General features: G+C 71.2%; 15 protein-coding genes. 6 read left to right on the forward strand and 9 right to left on the reverse strand.

The window, feature by feature from the left end:
- Nucleotides 1-358: 358 nt before the first annotated feature.
- The 3 genes from E5N76_RS00585 to petA are packed head-to-tail and all read right to left on the reverse strand — an operon-like array spanning nucleotide 359 to nucleotide 2961.
- Nucleotides 359-1129, reverse strand: a complete 771-nt coding sequence (locus tag E5N76_RS00585) for a cytochrome c1 (RefSeq protein ID WP_149535354.1) — start codon at nucleotides 1127-1129, stop codon at nucleotides 359-361.
- A gap of 1 nt (nucleotide 1130) precedes the next feature.
- Nucleotides 1131-2402, reverse strand: coding sequence for a cytochrome b (locus E5N76_RS00590; protein ID WP_149535355.1), 1272 nt, complete (start codon nucleotides 2400-2402; stop codon nucleotides 1131-1133).
- A gap of 10 nt (nucleotides 2403-2412) precedes the next feature.
- Entirely contained in the window at nucleotides 2413-2961 is a 549-nt protein-coding gene (gene petA / locus E5N76_RS00595) for a ubiquinol-cytochrome c reductase iron-sulfur subunit (RefSeq protein ID WP_149535356.1), read from the reverse strand.
- 297 nt (nucleotides 2962-3258) lie between these two features.
- Between petA and hemF the strand changes: the two genes are divergently transcribed.
- The 6 genes from hemF to E5N76_RS00625 all read left to right on the forward strand — a co-directional run bounded on the left by hemF (nucleotide 3259) and on the right by E5N76_RS00625 (nucleotide 11055).
- Nucleotides 3259-4164: an oxygen-dependent coproporphyrinogen oxidase gene (gene hemF, locus E5N76_RS00600; RefSeq protein ID WP_149535716.1), complete on the forward strand. Its 906-nt coding sequence runs from the start codon at nucleotides 3259-3261 to the stop codon at nucleotides 4162-4164.
- Nucleotides 4165-4391: 227 nt separating this feature from the next.
- Entirely contained in the window at nucleotides 4392-6785 is a 2394-nt protein-coding gene (locus E5N76_RS00605; RefSeq protein ID WP_149535357.1) for a DNA/RNA non-specific endonuclease, read from the forward strand.
- Between the two features lie 151 nt (nucleotides 6786-6936).
- Nucleotides 6937-7767 (forward strand): polysaccharide deacetylase family protein, encoded by an 831-nt coding sequence (locus E5N76_RS00610; protein ID WP_149535358.1) that lies wholly within the window; start codon nucleotides 6937-6939, stop codon nucleotides 7765-7767.
- The gene (locus E5N76_RS00615) at nucleotides 7764-9158 is read left to right on the forward strand and encodes an amidase (protein WP_149535359.1); all 1395 of its coding nucleotides are present in this window, start codon (nucleotides 7764-7766) and stop codon (nucleotides 9156-9158) included. Before E5N76_RS00610 ends, E5N76_RS00615 begins: the two co-directional genes overlap by 4 nt.
- Nucleotides 9155-10276 (forward strand): LLM class flavin-dependent oxidoreductase, encoded by a 1122-nt coding sequence (locus tag E5N76_RS00620; RefSeq protein ID WP_149535360.1) that lies wholly within the window; start codon nucleotides 9155-9157, stop codon nucleotides 10274-10276. Before E5N76_RS00615 ends, E5N76_RS00620 begins: the two co-directional genes overlap by 4 nt.
- On the forward strand, nucleotides 10276-11055 hold the full coding sequence (locus tag E5N76_RS00625; protein ID WP_187829888.1) for an SDR family NAD(P)-dependent oxidoreductase: 780 nt from the start codon (nucleotides 10276-10278) through the stop codon (nucleotides 11053-11055). Before E5N76_RS00620 ends, E5N76_RS00625 begins: the two co-directional genes overlap by 1 nt.
- Nucleotides 11056-11214: 159 nt before the next feature.
- Here E5N76_RS00625 and E5N76_RS00630 read toward each other — a convergent pair whose 3' ends face one another.
- The 6 genes from E5N76_RS00630 to E5N76_RS00655 all read right to left on the reverse strand — a co-directional run bounded on the left by E5N76_RS00630 (nucleotide 11215) and on the right by E5N76_RS00655 (nucleotide 17156).
- On the reverse strand, nucleotides 11215-12879 hold the full coding sequence (locus E5N76_RS00630; RefSeq protein ID WP_149535362.1) for an NTP transferase domain-containing protein: 1665 nt from the start codon (nucleotides 12877-12879) through the stop codon (nucleotides 11215-11217).
- The gene (locus E5N76_RS00635; RefSeq protein WP_149535363.1) at nucleotides 12876-13589 is read right to left on the reverse strand and encodes an XdhC family protein; all 714 of its coding nucleotides are present in this window, start codon (nucleotides 13587-13589) and stop codon (nucleotides 12876-12878) included. Before E5N76_RS00635 ends, E5N76_RS00630 begins: the two co-directional genes overlap by 4 nt.
- Complete coding sequence (locus E5N76_RS00640) at nucleotides 13586-13906, reverse strand: XdhC family protein (protein WP_149535364.1); 321 nt, start codon at nucleotides 13904-13906, stop codon at nucleotides 13586-13588. Before E5N76_RS00640 ends, E5N76_RS00635 begins: the two co-directional genes overlap by 4 nt.
- Nucleotides 13903-15129 carry a vWA domain-containing protein gene (locus tag E5N76_RS00645; RefSeq protein ID WP_235907521.1) on the reverse strand — a complete coding sequence of 409 codons (1227 nt, stop codon included), beginning with the start codon at nucleotides 15127-15129 and terminating at the stop codon, nucleotides 13903-13905. The genes E5N76_RS00640 and E5N76_RS00645 overlap by 4 nt, the downstream gene beginning before the upstream one ends.
- A gap of 217 nt (nucleotides 15130-15346) precedes the next feature.
- A complete protein-coding gene (locus E5N76_RS00650; protein ID WP_149535365.1) occupies nucleotides 15347-16243 on the reverse strand; it encodes an AAA family ATPase in 897 nt (298 codons plus the stop codon).
- Between the two features lie 25 nt (nucleotides 16244-16268).
- Entirely contained in the window at nucleotides 16269-17156 is an 888-nt protein-coding gene (locus E5N76_RS00655) for an SRPBCC family protein (protein WP_149535366.1), read from the reverse strand.
- Between the last annotated feature and the right edge of the window lie 85 nt (nucleotides 17157-17241).

A 17241-nucleotide genomic window follows, 5' to 3' on the forward strand; every position in this document is an offset into this window, starting at 1 on the left:
CGAACAGGTCCCCGGGACCGGTGCAGGGTGGCGGCAGCGGCGGCGGCGAGGCATGCTGGCGGCGAAGACGGAGTCGGGATGCCCCATGCGCCTTGCCCTCTGCCTGGTGCTTCTGGGCATCACCCTGGCCGGCTGCGGAGCCGGCGGCCCGGCCCCGGCCGGGGACCGCATCCAACGCGGCACCGCCCTGCCGCCACCCGGCTTGGACGCGTCGCCCCGCCCCTGAACCCTTCTCCCTCAAAATGAAACGGCCGCCCAAGGGGCGGCCGTTTCCAGGGGGTCCAAGGGGGGGTGATTGCCCCCCTTTCGCGCGGGCGAATAAGGCTGGTGTGGCGGCTATTCGCCCGCGCGACAAGAATCAATGCACATCGGCCCAGACCTTGCGCTTCACGCTGTAGGCGAGGAAGCCGAGGACGACCAGGAAGACGACGATCTTCACGCCCATCGCCTTGCGCTGCTCCATTTCCGGCTCGGCGGCCCAGGCGAGGAACTGCACCACGTCATTCACCATCTGCTCGACGGTGGCCTTGGTGCCGTCATGGAATTCGACCTGACCCTCGCTGTTCAGCGGCGGCGCCATGCCGATCTGATGGCCGGGGAAGTACTTGTTGTAGTTCATCCCCGGCATCAGGGTGACGCCGGCCGGCGGGTCCTCATAGCCGGTCAGCAGGGCGTGGATGTAGTCCGCGCCATTCTCCCGCGCCTTGACGATGACCGAGAGGTCCGGCGGCAGCGCGCCGTTATTCGCCGCCCGCGCTGCCTGCGCATTGGGGAAGGGGCTGCGGAAGCGGTCGGAGGGACGCCCCGCCCGCTCGAACATCTGGCCCTCGTCATTCGGGCCGTCCTGCACCTGCACCGTGGCCGCGATGGCCCGCACCTCGGCCTCGGACAGGCCGAGCTCCCGCAGGTGGCGGTAGGAGAGCAGATGCATGGAATGGCAGTTGGCGCAGACCTCCTTGTAGACCTGGAAGCCGCGCTGCGCCGAGGCACGGTCGAAATGGCCGAAGATCCCGTCGAAGGAGAAGCGGGTATTCGGCAGCTCCACCCCTTCCCCGGCGGCGAGCGCCGGGCCGGCGGCCAGCAGGCCGGCGGCGAGGAGGAGGCCCTTCAGGCTGGTCAGGCGGCGCATCTCAGGCCTTCTCCATCGGCTTGCTCACGGCCCCGGCCGGCAGCGGCCCGCCGCCGCGCAGCACGGGAAGGGCGATGCTCTCCGGCAGCGGCAGCGGCCGCTCCAGCCGCCCGAGCAGCGGCAGGATCACCAGGAAGTAGGCGAAGTAGTAGAGGGTGGCGATCCGGGCGATCGTCACATAGGGCTCGTCCGGCGGCTTGCCGCCGCAGTAGAGCAGCACCAGGAAGGAGACCAGCCAGACCAGCAGCGCGATGCGCGCCAGCGGCCGGAAGCGCATGGACCGCACCGGGGAGGTGTCGAGCCAGGGCAGGATGAACAGCACCGCGATGGAGCCGAACATCATCAGCACGCCGCCGAGCTTGCTCGGGACCGCGCGCAGGATGGCGTAGAAGGGCAGGAAGTACCATTCCGGCACGATGTGCGGCGGCGTCACCAGCGGGTCGGCCGGAATGTAATTGTCCGGGTGGCCCAGCAGGTTCGGGAAGAAGAACACCAGCACCGCGAAGACGATGAAATAGACCACCAGGCCGACGCTGTCCTTCGCCGTGTAGTAGGGGTGGAACGGCAGGGTGTCCTGCGGCCCCTTCGGGTCGATGCCGAGCGGGTTGTTGGAGCCGGTGATGTGCAGCGCGGCCACGTGCAGGAAGACCACGCCGAAGATCACGAAGGGCAGCAGGTAGTGCAGGCTGAAGAAGCGGTTCAGCGTGGGATTGTCGACGCTGAACCCGCCCCAGAGCCAGGTGACGATATGCTCGCCCACCAGCGGGAAGGCGCTGAAGAGGTTGGTGATGACCGTGGCGCCCCAGAAGGACATCTGGCCCCAGGGCAGCACGTAGCCCATGAAGGCGGTGGCCATCATCAGCAGGAAGATCACCACGCCGAGAATCCAGAGCAGCTCCCGCGGCGCCTTGTAGGAGCCGTAGTAGAGGCCGCGCCAGATATGGACATAGACCACGATGAAGAACATCGAGGCGCCGTTGGCGTGGACGTAGCGCAGCAGCCAGCCGAAATTCACGTCCCGCATGATGCGTTCCACGCTGTCGAAGGCGTAGTTCACATGCGGGGTGTAGCTCATGGCGAGGAAGATGCCGGTCGCGATCATGATCAGCAGATTGACCATCGCGAGGGCGCCGAAATTCCAGAAGTAGTTGAAATTCCGGGGAGTCGGGAAGGTCCCGTACTCCTTCTGCAGCATGGTGATGACGGGGAGGCGGGCGTCGATCCAGCGCAGGACCGGATTGGCGACGTCGCTCTTGTGCAGGCCGCTTGCCATGGGGTGCTCCTCAGCCGACCCGGATCTGGGTGTCGGAGGTGAAGGTGTAGTCGGGCACCAGCAGGTTGGCCGGCGCCGGCCCCCTCCGAATGCGGCCGGAGGTGTCGTAATGGCTGCCATGGCACGGGCAGAACCAGCCGCCGTAATCGCCGCGCGGATCGGTCGGCTTCTGGCCCAGCGGCACGCAGCCCAGATGGGTGCAGACGCCGACCAGGATCAGCCAATTGTCCTTCTTCACCCGGGACTGGTCGGTCGCCGGGTCGCGCAGCTCGGCGAGCGGGACCTCGCGGGCCTCCTTGATCTCCTCCGCGGTGCGGTTGCGGACGAAGACCGGCTTGCCGCGCCACATGACGGTGACGGCGGAGCCGGTGGCGATGGGCGTCAGATCGACCTCGGTGGTCGAGAGCGCCAGCACGTCCCGTGCCGGGTTCATCGAGCTGATGAAGGGCCAGACCACCGCGCCGACCCCGACGGCGGCGAAGGCGCCGGTCACCAGCTGCAGGAAATCCCTGCGGGTCTCGCCGTCCTGCGGCGCCGTTTGCGCCATACTTTCGGCCATGCCTCATCGTCCCTGGGTCGCGGCCGGCGCCTGGACCCTTGCGGGGGCCCGGGCAAGGCCGAAGGTGGTGCGGCGGCGGGATGGCAGGGGGCATGCGCTGCCCCGCGCCATCCCGCGGCGCCGCGGCGCATATAAAGCCACGCTCCGCGGGGTGGCAATCCGCCCACCGTGCAATCAGGATCGGCGGAGCAGGAGGATGGCGTGCCGGACACCATTGACGACCCCGCGGGCGCCGCTGGCGGCACCCCGCATGACGCCCCCCAGGGCACCCCCGAGGGCACTTCCCTGGGCACTCCCCTGGGCACTCCCGAGGGCACCTCCCAAGCCGCCCCGTGGGATCACCCCTTCGCCGCCCCCGCCCGGGCCTGGTTCGAGGCGCTGCGCGACCGCATCTGCGCCGCCTTCGAGGCGATCGAGGATGCGCTCGATTCGGGCCCGCATGCGGCGCTGCCGCCCGGGCGGTTCCAGCGCACGCCCTGGAGCCGGCCGCAAGGCGGCGGCGGCGTCATGGGGCTGATGCGCGGCCGGGTGTTCGAGAAGGTGGGGGTGAGCGTCTCCACCGTGCAGGGCGAATTCGCCCCGGATTTCCGCCGCCAGATCCCGGGGGCGGAGGCGGATCCGCGCTTCTTCGCCACCGGCATCTCGCTGGTGGCGCATCTGCGCAGCCCGCGCGTGCCGGCGGCGCATTTCAACACCCGCTTCCTGGCGACGACGCGGCCCTGGTTCGGCGGCGGCGGCGACATCACGCCGATGGCGCTGGAGGCCCCCGAGTCGCTGGAAGATGCCGCCCGCTTCCACGCCGCCTTCCAGGCCGCCTGCGACCGCCATGATCCCGGCTACTACCCGCGCTTCAAGGCCTGGTGCGACGAGTACTTCTTCCTGCCGCACCGGGGCGAGGCGCGCGGCCTTGGCGGCATCTTCTTCGACTGGCTGGGGGATCGCACGCCGGGGCAGGGGATCGCGCGGGATTTCGAGTTTGTAAAGGATGTCGGCCGGGCTTTCCTCGAGGTCTATCCGGCGATCATCCGCGATCGGATGCGGGAGCCCTGGACCGCGGCGGAGCGGGAGCACCAGCTCATCCGCCGCGGCCGCTATGTGGAGTTCAACCTGCTGCATGACCGCGGCACGCTGTTCGGCCTGAAGACCGGCGGCAATGTAGAGGCCATCCTGATGTCCATGCCGCCGGAGGCCAAATGGCCCTGATCTGATCCCCGCGAAGCCGCTGCGCGGCTTCGCGGGGGCCCCGAGGTCGCCGGATTCCGCGGGCTTCGCACAGCCTGCCCCGGCAAAGCCGTGGCAGGGCACCGGGCGGCGCGGGGTGCGGCCGGTGCGCCCGGGCACTGACAGCGCGCCCGCCCGCCGCTGCCGCTGAGGCTTCATTTGACCCGCTTGCCCCGTCCCGCCGAGGCTGCCGCCGCAAGGAGGCGCCCATGCCGGATTACCGCGCCAAGGCGCGCCAGCGCCTGGCCCAGGAGGCCCCGGAGCTCGACCGCGTCCGTCGGCTGATCGAGGCGGGGCGGTGGTGGGAGGCGGATCCGGACCTCGCCCGCCGCGCCGCCTATGCCGGCGCCAAGGTGGCGAAGCTCGGCCTGCGCGGGGCGGAATCCTTCGCCGGCGAGTTCCTCGACGCCATCGGCGCCACCTTCCTGGCGACGGGCGCGGCGCGCCGCCGTGCCGTCGCCATGGTGGAGGTGAGCCTGCCCTTCGGTGCCCGCACCGGCACCGGCTTCCTGGTCGGCGCCGGGCTGTTCCTCACCAACGCCCATGTCATCGGCGACGCGGAGGAAGCGCTCGCCGCCCAGGCCGTCTTCGACCGGGAGGCGGATGAGCGCGGCCGGCCCCGCCCCACCACCATCTTCCGCCTGGCGCCGGAGCGCTTCGCCCTGTTCTCCCCGCCGGAGGCGCTGGACTACGCGCTGGTCGCCCTCGGCGAAAGGCTGAGCGGCAGCGCGACCGAGGCGGAACTGGGTTTCTGCATTCTCTCCAACCGGCCGGACAAGCATCTGCTCGGCATGCCGGTGAACGTCATCCAGCATCCGCGCGGCCTGCCGAAGCTGATCGCGATGCGGAAGAACCATCTGCTCGGCCGCACCGAGACCGCGCTGCTCTATGAGACCGACACGGATGAGGGCTCCTCCGGCGCGCCGGTCTTCAACGACACCTGGGAGGTGGTGGCCCTGCACCATTGGGGCGAGCCGCATCTGGCAACCGCCGCAACGGAGGCGCCGCTGCCGGCGCAGGTGCCGGCGCAGATGAATGAGGGGGTGCGGATCAGCGCGATCTACACCGATCTGCAGCGCCGCCTGGGCGAGCTGGCGGAAGCGCCAGGAGCGCTGCTGGCGGCGGTGCTGGCCCTCGATGCCGGCAGCGCCGGCGCGCCGGGGGAGAAGCTGCTCTCGCCGCCCCGCCAGGTGGCCGCGCCGGCGCCCGGCCGGTCACCGCCTGGCCAGGCCGGGTCCGGCCGGTCGCCCGGCCAGGGCGGGCCCGGCCTGCGCGGCGCCCAGGCGGGGCTGTCTCCGGGGCTATCCCCGGCGCCGTCGCCAGGCGCCCCGACGCCCATCCCCCGAAGCGGAGCCGCCCCGATGCCGCAGGATCCCGACGCGACCCTTCCGAGCCACCCCGCCGCGCCGGCCGCCGCAGCGGCGCCTGCTCCGGCGGCGTCGGGCCTTGCCACGGCCGCGCCCGCCCCGGACCTGGCCGGTGGCGGCGTGGCCGCCAGCCCGCCGACCGCACCGGGCGAAATCCGGTTCAGCATCCCGCTGGAGATCACTCTCCGCCTCGGCGCCGCGCTGCCGGCTGCCGCCGCCCCGGTGCTGCCGGCGGCCCCGGCCTTGCCGCTGGCCGCCCCGCCGGCGCTGAAGACGCTGCGGCGGGGCGCCGAGGCGGCGAAAATCGACCCCGATTACAGTAACCGCAAGGGCTACAGCCCCAAATTCATCCCGGGCTTCAGCCTGCCCCTGCCCGGCCTCTCCGCCAGCCTGGCCGCCGCCGTCGCGCCGCTCCGCCTCGGCGAGAAGCGGCCGGAGGAGGGCGAGCTGCGCTACACCCATTTCAGCATCAAGCTGCACCGCACCCGGCGCCTGGCGATCTTCACCGCCACCAATATCGACGGCCCGACCTATCTGGCGGTCAACCGCGATACCGGCCGCGTCGTCAACACTGAAGAGGGCGACACCTGGTTCAACGACCCGCGCGTCACCGCCAGCCAGGTGCTGGGCCAGGAATTCTACAAGGAATGGTCGCACCTGTTCGACCGCGGCCATCTCACCCGCCGCTCCGATCCCACCTGGGGCGACAAGGCGGAGGCGGAGCGGGCCAATGCCGACACCTTCCACTTCACCAATTGCTCGCCGCAGCATTTCCGCTTCAACCAATCCGCCACCTACTGGCAGGGGGCGGAGCGCTACGTGCTGGAGAACGGGGTGCTGGCGGAGGAGAGCGGCAAGCGCATCTCGGTCTTCCAGGGACCGGTCTTCGACGACGCCCTCGACCTCTGGGCGGAGGACGTCCAGATCCCCTCCGCCTTCTTCAAGGTGGTGGTCTGGCCGGCCGCCCAGGGGCTGAAGGCGGTGGCGCTGGTGGTGGACCAGAAGCCGCTGCTGGGCGAGACCCGCCGCTTCCTCGGCACGCCGCAGGATCTGCCGCAGGTGGATGTGCAGCATTGGCGGGTGGCGGTGACGGCGATCGAGCGCAGCACCGGCCTCGATTTCGGGGACGAGATCCGCGCCGCCGACACCTTCAAGGCGAAGGCCCAGCCGGAGGTCGGCGCCGAGGCCGCCCGCCGCCTGCTGGTGCGGCGGATGGAGGATCTGCTCGCCGAATAGAGCATGACCGCCGGAGGCGTGAATCATGCTCTCAAATCAATGGGCTGGAGCATGACGCGTGAGCGAAGGCGAACGCTTCATGCTCCAGTCGGGCTTTGACAGGGGCCCGCAACCATGGCGCCATGCCGGCAACGGCATTGGGGCAGGCGGCATGGTGGACAGGCGGATCAATTGGCCGAATGGCGCGCGCTGCGCCGTCATGCTGACATTCGATTTCGATGCCGAGACGCTCTGGACCTCGCGCGATCCGGCCAATGCCCGTCGCCCCGGCGTGCTCAGCCAGGGCCGCTACGGCGCCAAGGTGGGCGTGCCGAAGATTCTGGAAACGCTGGAGGAAGCCGGCCTCAAGGCCACCTTCTTCATCCCCGGCTGGACCGCCGAGAACCACCCGGCGCCCTGCGAGGCGATCCTCAAGGCCGGGCATGAGATCGGTCACCACTCCTACTCGCATCGCTGGGTCTCGGACAGCCCGGAGCATGAGATCGAGGAGATGGAGAAGGGGCTGGCGGCGCTGCAGCGCTGCCTCGGCGTGAAGCCGAGGGGCTACCGGTCGCCCGCCGGCGAGGTCAGCGAGAACCTCTTCCGCCTGCTGACGCAGCACGGCTTCCTCTACGACAGCTCCCTGCTGGACGACGTCAACCCCTATCGCCACACCCTGGCGAACGGCGCGCGCGGCCCTATCGAGCTGCCCTGGCACTGGAGCCTGGACGACGCGCCCTACGCCCTTTTCTCCGTCGCCAGCCCGCGGCCGATCTTCCCCAATTCCCACCTGCTGGAGGTCTGGCAGGAGGAGTTCCGCGAGATCTATCGCTGGGGCGGGCTGTTCGACATCGTCTTCCACCCGCAGGTCTCCGGCCGGCCCAGCCGCATCGCCCTGCTGCGCCAATTGATCGCCTGGATCCGGACCTTCCCTGGCGTATGGTTCGCCACCGGGGCGGAGGTGGCCGAGGCCTGGTCCGCAGCGCATGAGGTGACGGCATGAGCGGCAGCTACGATCCCGCGGGCTTCCGCCCGCTGACCTTCCACGATGCGGTCCCCGGCTTCCGCGAGGGCACGGACACGCCGCGCGCCTATCTGGAACGCTGCCTTGGCGTCATCGAGGCACGCGAGCCCGTGGTCCGCGCCTGGGTGACGCTGAACATCGAGGGCGCGCGGCAGGCCGCCGACGCCGCCACCGCCCGTTACAAGGCCGGCCAGCCGCTCTCGCCCATCGACGGCATGCCGATCGGCATCAAGGATCTGATCCTGACGCGCGACATGCCGACGGAGATGGGCAGCCCGCTCTACAAGGGCTTCAACCCGAAGCAGGACAGCGCCGCCGTGCAAGCGCTGCGCGCGGCCGGCGCGATCATCCTGGGCAAGACGGTGACGACCGAATTCGGCATGTCCCACCCCGGCCCGACCACCAACCCCTTCAACCCGGCGCATACGCCGGGCGGCTCCTCCTCCGGCTCCGCCGCCGTCATCGGCGCGGGCATGGTGCCGGCGGCGATCGGCACCCAGGTGGTGGGCTCCGTCATCCGCCCGGCCGGCTTCTGCGCCAACCACGCCATCAAGCCGACCTATGGCGCGCTGAACCGCGGCGAGCGCCAGGGGTTCTCCCAGAGCCATTTCGGCGTCCATGCCGGCAGCCAGCGCGACATGTGGCAGGTGGCCTGGGAGATCGCCCAGCGCGCCGGCGGCGATCCCGGCCATCCCGGCCTCTATGGCGAGCCGGAGCCGCGGCCGGCGGTCAAGCCGCGGCGCCTGGTGGTGATGGAATCCGAAGGTTGGCCGCTGCTCGACGGCGCCACCCTTGACGGCTTCGAGGCGCTGCTGGGCCGGCTGCGCGATGCGGGAATAGACATCCTCCGCCGCAGCGACAGCCCGCTGATCGAGGCTTTCGAGGAGGGCATCGGCGACTCGCTGGAAATCTGCCGCGATGTCTGCGGCTTCGAACAGCGCTGGTCGCTGGAGAACATGGCGGCGCTGCACCGCGAGGGGCTGAGCGACAGCATCTATTCCCGCCTGGTCCTGGCCCGCGAGATGACGCTGGACGATTACCGCGCCGTGCTGCTGCGGCGGGAGGTAGCGCGGCGCAGCTTCGCCGCCATCGGCGGGCTGGCGGATGCGGTCATCAGCCTGTCCTCGGTCGGCCCCGCGCCGCGCGCCGACAACCAGGCGAAGGATAGCGGCATCACCCACACCACCGGCCTGCCGGCCTTCAACGCGCCCAGCTCGGTGCTCGGCGCGCCGGCCATCACCGTGCCGCTGATGGCGGTGGGCGGGCTGCCGGTGGGCGTGCAGGTGATGGGGCAGCAACACATGGACGCGCCCCTGCTCGCCATCGCCGCCTGGCTGGCGGAGAACATCCCCCCGGTGGTGGTGGCGTGAGCCGGCTGCTGGGCGGCGGCAATCGCCTCAAGCTCGGCATCTTCGGCACCAATGGCAAGGGCGGCGCCCAGACGCTGGTGCCGGAAGCCTATCGCCCCAACTGGCCGGCGGCGGTGGCGACGGCGCAGATGGCGGATGCCGCCGGCTTCGAGGCCATCGTCGCCTATGCCCGCTGGAAGGGTTACGGGAACCTGCCGCCGGACCATCCGAGCGGCGTGGTGCTGGACCCCTTCACCTTCGCCGCCGGCATCGCCCAGGCCACCCGCCACGCCGCCATCTTCGCCACCTCCCATGCGCCGACCATCCATCCCATCGTCGCGGCGAAGATGGGGGCGACCATCGACATCATCTCCGGCGGCCGCTTCGGGCTGAACGTCGTCGGCGGCTGGAACCGGCCGGAGCTGGAGATGTTCGGCGCCCCCCTGCGCGAGCATGACGAGCGCTACGACCATCTGGAGGAATGGCTGACCCTGGTGGAGCGGCTGTGGCGGGAGGAAGCCGAGTTCGACTTCGCCGGCCGCTTCTTCCAGGTGATCCGCGGCGCCTCCATGCCGAAGCCGCTGCAGCGGCCGCGCCCACCCATCATGAATGCCGGCGGCTCCGGCCGTGGCATGCGCTTCGCCGCGCAGCACGCCGATATGTGCTTCATCATCCTGAAGTCGGACCGCCCGGAGGAGAGCGCGCCGCAGATCGCCGAATACAAGCGCCTGGCGCGGGAGGAATACGGGCGGGAGGTGCAGGTCTGGACCTACGCCCCCGTGGTGCAGCGGGCGACGCGCGCCGAGGCCGAGGCCTATCTCCACCGCTACGCGGTGGAGTTCGAGGACACCGCCTGCCTCGACCAATGGACGGCGGGCCTGGCGGCCGAGACGCGCATCCTCGACCCCGAAAAGGCCAGGGAATTCCGCATGCGCTTCGCCGCCGGCGCCGGCGGCTCCATCCTGCTCGGCACGGCGGCGGAGATCGCAGCGCAGCTTCAGGGCTATGCCGAGGCGGGGCTGGACGGCGCGCTGCTGACCTGGGTGGATTTCGCGGACGGGCTGCGCCGTTTCACGGCGGAGGTGATGCCGCTGCTGGAAGCGCGCGGGCTGCGGCAGGCGTTCAAGGGGGGTTCATGATGGCGGGACGGGTGGCGATTCTCTCCGGCGCGGCCGGGGAGCTGGGACGGGCGCTGGTGGCGGAGCTGCTGCGCCAGAATTATTCGGTGCTGGCGACCGACACCAACGAGAAGGCGCTGGAGGCGCTGGAAACGGCGCATCCGGAGGCCGGCGCGCGGCTGGTGGTGCGGGTGACGGACGCCACCGACCAGGCGCAGGTGGAAGCGGCGGTGGCGGAGGCGCTCTCGCGCTTCGGCCGTATCGACGCCCTGGCCAATGTCGCCGGCGGCGCCGGCCCGGTGCGGGCACGACACGCGGACGAGATCGACCTGGAAGCCTGGACGCATGTCATCGACCTGAACCTGAAGAGCGCCTTCCTCTTCTCCCGCTCCGTGCTGCCGGCGATGCGGCGGCAGAAGCATGGGCGGATCGTGAACTTCTCCTCCAGCTCGGCGCGCGGCACCAAGGGGCCGCTGACCACGGTGACGGGGCGGCTGCCCTACGCCACCTCCAAGGCGGCGCTGATCGGCATGACGGCGCAGATGGCCAAGGACCTGGCGGAGGAGGGGATCACGGTGAATGCGGTGATGCCGGGCCTCATCCTCGGCGCCCAGGGCACCCGCATCCGCACGCGGTTCGAGGCGATGACCGAGCCGGAACAGCAGCGCATGATCGGCGGCATCCCGATGGGCCGCGCCGGCGTGCCGGAGGAGGTGGCGGCGGTGGTGGCGTTCCTGTTCTCGGAAGCAGCCAGCTATGTGTCGGGGGTGGCGTTGCCGATCGATGGGGCGGCGGCTTGAGAGGGGCTCTGCCCCTCTCAAACTCTCCCCGCCAAAGGCCGAAGGGCCTTTGGAAACCATAAGTCTTAGACGCGACGGTCGAGCCGCAAAACTCAAGGGTTCCAAGGGCCTTTCGGCCCTTGGCAGGGGGAGTTTGAGGAGGACAGCGTCCCCCTCAATTCACCTGACGGCGCCTGCGAACCCCGGCGCCTTCTTCAGCGCATCCGTCGTGTCGAAGTCCCGCAGCACGGCGTCATCGGCCATCTCCACCTCCGCCACCCGGTCGGCATGCTTGCCCACCAGGTGTCTGGCGCCGACATCGCCGGTGATCGTCATCATCTCCGGCAGGAATTCCCGTGCCCAGAGCATCGGGTTGCCCTGCTTGCCGCGGAAGGTCGGCATGACGATGGCGCGGCCTTCCTCCGGGTCGAAGGCGGCCAGCAGCCGGTCGACCATCGGCCCCGCCACCAGCGGCATGTCGCCGAGGCAGATCACCACCCCCTCCGCCTCCTTCGGCAGCGCCGCCAGCCCGGCCTTCAGGCTGGCGGAGAGCCCCTCCGCATAGTCATCCGCATGGGCGAAGATCACGCCGCGCCCGGTGAGCGCCTCCTCCACCCGCTCGCGCTCATAGCCGGTGACGACCACCACCGGCCGGGCGCGGGAGGCCAGCACGTTGTCCACCACCCGCGTCACCATCGGCACCCCGGTATCGTCCGTGACCAGCAGCTTGTTCAGCGGCGCCATGCGCCGGCTGCGCCCGGCCGCCAGCACCAGCGCCGCCACCTGCCGCCCGCGCCGTGGCGCGACGGCCGGTGCGGGCGCATTCGCCGCCTCGGCCCGGGGCAGGGGGCGCAGCTCGATCTCCTTCAGCAGCCCGCCGACGCCCATCCCCATCACATCCTGCGGCGTCACCGCCAGCCCGGCGAAGAGGCGCTGCAGCACCCAGTCGATGCCGTTCATCTTCGGCGATTTGGCGCAGCCCGGCAGCACCAGCGCCGGGATGTCCTCGATATGGCCGAGGCAGATCAGGTTCCCCGGATCCACCGGCATGCCGAAATGGTCGATCGCCCCGCCCGCCCGCACGATGGCGGCCGGCCCGACATCCCGCCGGTCCACCACGGCGGAGGCGCCGGCGACCAGCAGCACCTGCGCCCCCTGGCGGCGCAGCCGGGCCAGCGCATCGGCGATGGCGGGCGTCTCGTGCCGCACCCGCTCGGCGGGCAGCAGCGTGCCGCAGAGGGATTCCACGCGGCCGCGCGTCACCTCCACCGCGCCTTCCATGACGCTTTCCTTCACACCCGGCAGCTCGGTCAGCACCAGCCCGACCTTCAGCGGGCGGAAGGGGCGCACGGCGAGCACCGGCCCGCCGAGCTGCGCCGCCTGGCGCGCCTGGCCCTCCGCCACCTGCAGCACGGCACCGGGCACGGCGAAGGGGATGACCTTGATGGTCGCCACCATCTCCTTCGCCGTCACCGGCACGTAATTCGGCAGGGTGGCGATGGTCAGGCTTTCGTCCAGCGCGTTGATCCGGTCGATGGCCGCCGGGTTCACCACCAGCAGCCCGGCGGCATCCGCCAGCAGATTCACCCGCCCGGTCGAGGCGCGGCTGCGCGCCAGCAGCGGGCCCATCAGCGCATTGGCGAGGCGGTCGGCCGCCTCGTCCTCCGGCACGTCGCCCGGCTCCAGCCGCGCGGCGATGACGCTGCCATGGCCGCCGGCCTGCAGCGCCGCCACCGCGGCCTCGTCCAGCACCGTGCCCTTCTTCAGCACGCGGCCGGTGAGGCGCACGGTATGCGCCAGCACGGCGCCGCGCGCCTCCGCCAGCGGGGTGGGGCCGAAGATCATGCCGCCGCCGCCGCTGCCGGCGCCCGCCGGCCGAGCGCCGCACCGCGCCGCACCGCAACGATCTCCGCCATGATGGAGAGCGCGATCTCGGGGGCCGTCACCGCCTCGATATTCAGCCCGACCGGGGCGTGGATGCGGGCGATGGAATCGGCCGAATGCCCCATCTCCGTCAGCCGCGCCACGCGCTTCGCATGGGTCCGCCGGCTGCCCAGCGCGCCGATATAGAAGCAGTCCGACTTCAGCGCCGCATCCAGCCCGGGATCATCCAGCTTCGGGTCATGCGTCAGCGTCACCACCGCCGTCCGCACATCCGGCGCCAGGGCGGCCACGGCGTCGTCGGTCCATTCATGGATCAGGGTGATGCCCGGGAAGCGCTCGGCCGTCGCCCAGGCGCGGCGCGGATCCACCACCGTCACCGCATAGCCTGTCGCCTGGGCGATCGGCACCAGCGCCTGGGCGATGTGCACCGCGCCGACGATGACGATGCGCAGCGGCGGGTTGTGCGGGTGGATGAACCAGGCCTCGCCCTCCAGCGTCAGGTTCCCGGCTTCGTCCTCCCGCAGCGCCGCCGCTGCAGCCTCGGCCAGCGGTGCCGGCACCGCGCTGTCCGGCCACAGCAATTGATGCCCGTCGGAGAGCCGCGTCAGCAGCGCCACCGGCCGCTTCTCCGCCTGCGCCTCCTGCAGCGCGGCGAGCAGTTCCGGCGTCACGCCAGCTTCTCCACGAAAACCTTCAGCTTACCGCCGCAGGCGAGGCCGACTTCCCAGGCCCGCTCATCGGAAATGCCGAAATCCAGCAGCTGCGGCGTGCCGGAGGCCATCGTCTTCTTCGCGGCGTCGGCCACCGCCCCCTCGATGCAGCCGCCCGAGACGCTGCCGGCCAGCTTGCCGGAAGCGCTGACGGCCAGCCGCGACCCGGCCGGGCGGGGCGAGGAGCCCCAGGTCTCCACCACCGTCGCGAGCGCCACGTTTTCCCCGGCGGCCCGCCAGCCCGCGGCCGTCGCCAGCACGTCTTCGGAATCGCTCATGCGGCCATCCTCCTTGGCAGCGGGGGGGCGCCGCTCAGCGCCGCCACCAATTCCCGCAAGCTTGCCAGATTATGCACCGGGCGGAACTCGTCCACATGGGGCAACATCGCCCGGATGCCCTGGGATCTGGGTTCGAAGCCGGAAAACCGCAACAGCGGGTTCAGCCAGATCAGCCGGCGGCAGGAGCGGCGCAGCCGGTCCGTCGCCTCCGCCAAGCCCTTCGCCCCCTCCCGGTCCAGCCCATCGGTGATCAGCAGCACGACCGCGCCCTGGCCCAGCACCCGGCGGGACCACTGCTTGTTGAACAGCGCCAGGCTTTCCCCGATCCGGGTGCCGCCGGACCAGTCGGGGACGATGTGGCTCACCATCTCGAAGGCCACCTCGGCATCCCGGGCGCGGAGCTGCCGCGTGACGTTCGTCAGCCGCGTGCCGAAGAGGAAGGAATGCACCCGGTCGCGGTCATTGGTGACGGCGTGCAGGAAATGCAGCAGAACCTGGGCATAGCGCGCCATGCTGCCGGAAATGTCGCACAACGCGACCAGCGGCGGCGGCCGCTCCACCCGCCGCCGGCGCTCCAGGGTCAGCAGCTCGCCCCCCTGGTGCAGGCTGGCCCGGATCGTCGCCCGCAGATCAATCGAAGGCCCTTCCGGGTCCGGCCGGAAGCGCCGGGTCGGCCGCGCGTCCAGGGGCAGCACCAGCTTGCGGATCTCGGCCTTGGCGGCGGCGATCTCGGCCGCCGACATCGCCTCGAAATCCATGGTCTGCAGGCGCTCCCGCTCGCTGACCGTCATCGCCACCTCGACCGGCGGCCGCTCCTCCGGCGGCTCCAGGGGCGGGTTCGGCCGCTGCTGCGGCGCCAAAGCCTCCGAGACCCGCCGGCTGGCCGGGGGCGGCTTGGCCTGATCCTTGGCACCCTCCATCAGCGCCATGGCGGCGGCGTTCTTCCCGCCCTCCGGATCGCGCCAGAACAGCAGGAAGGCCTGGTCGAACACCTCGAAATGCTCGCGCCGATGCACCATCACGCCACGCAGCGCCGCATGCACCTGCCGCCGGTCGCCGATATCGACCTGCCCCAGCGCCTCCATGGCGGCCAGCCCCTCCGCCGGCCCCACCGGCACCCCCGCCCGCCGCAACAAGCGCCCGAACGCCAACACATTCGCCGCCAAGGCCCGCCCCGGCTCCGGCACGGAAACGAGCCCGGCCATGGCCGCGAAATCGTTCATGCCGGGCGGTCGCCGCAGGGGGCTCTGCCCCCTGCACCCCCGCCGGGGACCGGACCGGTCCCCGGACCCCGGTGTAAGTTTAATCGCCAGGAGAAGGCCCCCCGCCGGGGGGCCTTCTCCTGGCGATAACTCATGGGTTCCAAGGGCCCTTCGGCCCTTGGCGGGTGGGTGCAGGGAGGGCAGAGCCCTCCCTGCCACGCCGCCGGGCAGGACGACATCACGCCGGGGCCGGCTTGGTTTCGGCGACGAGGCGGGCTGCTTCGGCGCCGCGGAGCTTGGCGATGTCGTCCTGGTATTTCAGCAGCACGCCGAGGGTGTCGTCCACGGCGGTGGGTTCCAGTTCGCGGGCGTCGAGCGCCGTCAGGGCGGCGGCCCAGTCGATGGTTTCGGCGACGCCCGGCAGCTTGAAGTAGTCCCCGCCGCGCAGCTTCTGCACGAAGGCGACCACCTGGGCGGAGAGGGCTTCCGGCACCTGCGGCGCCCGGATCGCCAGGATGGCGCGTTCCCGCGCCGCGTCCGGGTAGTCCACCCAATGGTAGAGGCAGCGGCGGCGGATGGCGTCATGCACCTCGCGGGTGCGGTTGGAGGTGATGATCACCACGGGGGGCGTCGCCGCGCGCAGGGTGCCGAGCTCCGGGACGGTGAGCTGGAAATCTGCCAGCACTTCCAGCAGGAAGGCCTCGAAAGGCTCGTCCGCCCGGTCCAGCTCGTCGATCAGGAGCACCGCCGGGTCGCCGGTCAGCGCCTGCAGCAGCGGCCGCTCCTGCAGGAAGCTCCGGTCGTAGATGCCGCGTTCCAGCGCCGCGCGGTCCTGCGCCTCGCCGCTCGCCTCCGCCAGGCGGATGGCCATGAGCTGCTTGGCGTGGTTCCACTCATAGGCCGCGGCGGAGAGGTCCAGCCCGTCATAGCATTGCAGCCGCACCAGGCGGCGCGGGAGCTGCGCCGCCAGCACCTTGGCGATCTCCGTCTTGCCGGTGCCCGGCTCGCCTTCCAGGAAGAGCGGCCGGCCCATCTTCAGCGCCAGATGCACCGTGGTGGCCAGCGCCCGGTCGGCGACATAGCCGCCGGCCGCCAGCAGGCGCTGGGTCGCTTCGACGCTCTCGGGCAGGCTCACGGGGACAGGCTCACAGGGAGCAGGCTCACAGGAACATCAGCGCCAGGATGATCAGCAGGATGACGCTGCCGCCCCAGAATTGCAGCGGCAGGCCGAAGGGCTCGATCTGCAGCAGCAGCCGCATCGGCGTCAGCGCCTCCGGCGCCACGGGCCGCGGGTTGGGCCGGTAGACCGGCTTGCCGCCGCCGGCGCTCGGGCCTTCCGCGCCATGCTGGGTGAGGGGGCCCGGCCCGCCGGCATCCGCCAGGTATTCCGTATCCGTGCCGGCCGCGATGCCGCCCTGGCGCGCGGTCTCCACCCGGGCGGCGGTCGCCGCCGCATTGGCCGGGCTGCGCGTCGCCGCCATGGCGGCGGCGTTGGCGGCGTCCTCGGGCGCCGAGGCCGGCGTCTCGGTCAGCCCGGCATCGCCCCGCGCCGGCGTCGCGGCGCTCGCCTCGGCGGGGGCGGCCGCCGCCTCGGCCGTGGTCGGCACCGGCGTCAGGTTCGCCGCGAAGCGGTCGAAGAACTGGTCCGCCATCTGCTTCGCCGTGCTGTCGATCAGCCGGGCGCCGAGCTGCGCCATCTTGCCGCCGACCTGCGCCTTCACCTGGTATTTCAGCAGCGTCTCGGCGGCGGAGACCTCTTCCAGCGCCACATCGGCGCCGCCCTTGGCGAAGCCCATCGCGCCGCCATTGCCTTCGCCGGTGATGGTGTAGCTCACCGGGGCGTTGATGTTCTCCAGCTTCACCTTGCCGCCGAACTTGGCCGACATCGGCCCCAGCTTCACCGCCACGCGCGCCTGGAACTGGTCCTCCGCGGTGCGCTCGACGGATTCGCAGCCGGGGATGGCGGCGCGCAGCGCCTCGGGGTCGTTGAGGGCTTCCCAGACTTGCTGGCGCGGCGCGGGGATGCGCCGCTCGCCGGTCATTTCCATGCTCTGCTCCCGCGTTTGGCCCGGACCTTAGGCGCCGGCCCGCGGGAGGAAAACCCCCGGGACCGGCCGCCGGTTTTGCTTGCGC

The sequence above is a fragment of the Siccirubricoccus phaeus genome, from assembly GCF_008360935.1.
Lineage (GTDB): Bacteria > Pseudomonadota > Alphaproteobacteria > Acetobacterales > Acetobacteraceae > Siccirubricoccus > Siccirubricoccus phaeus.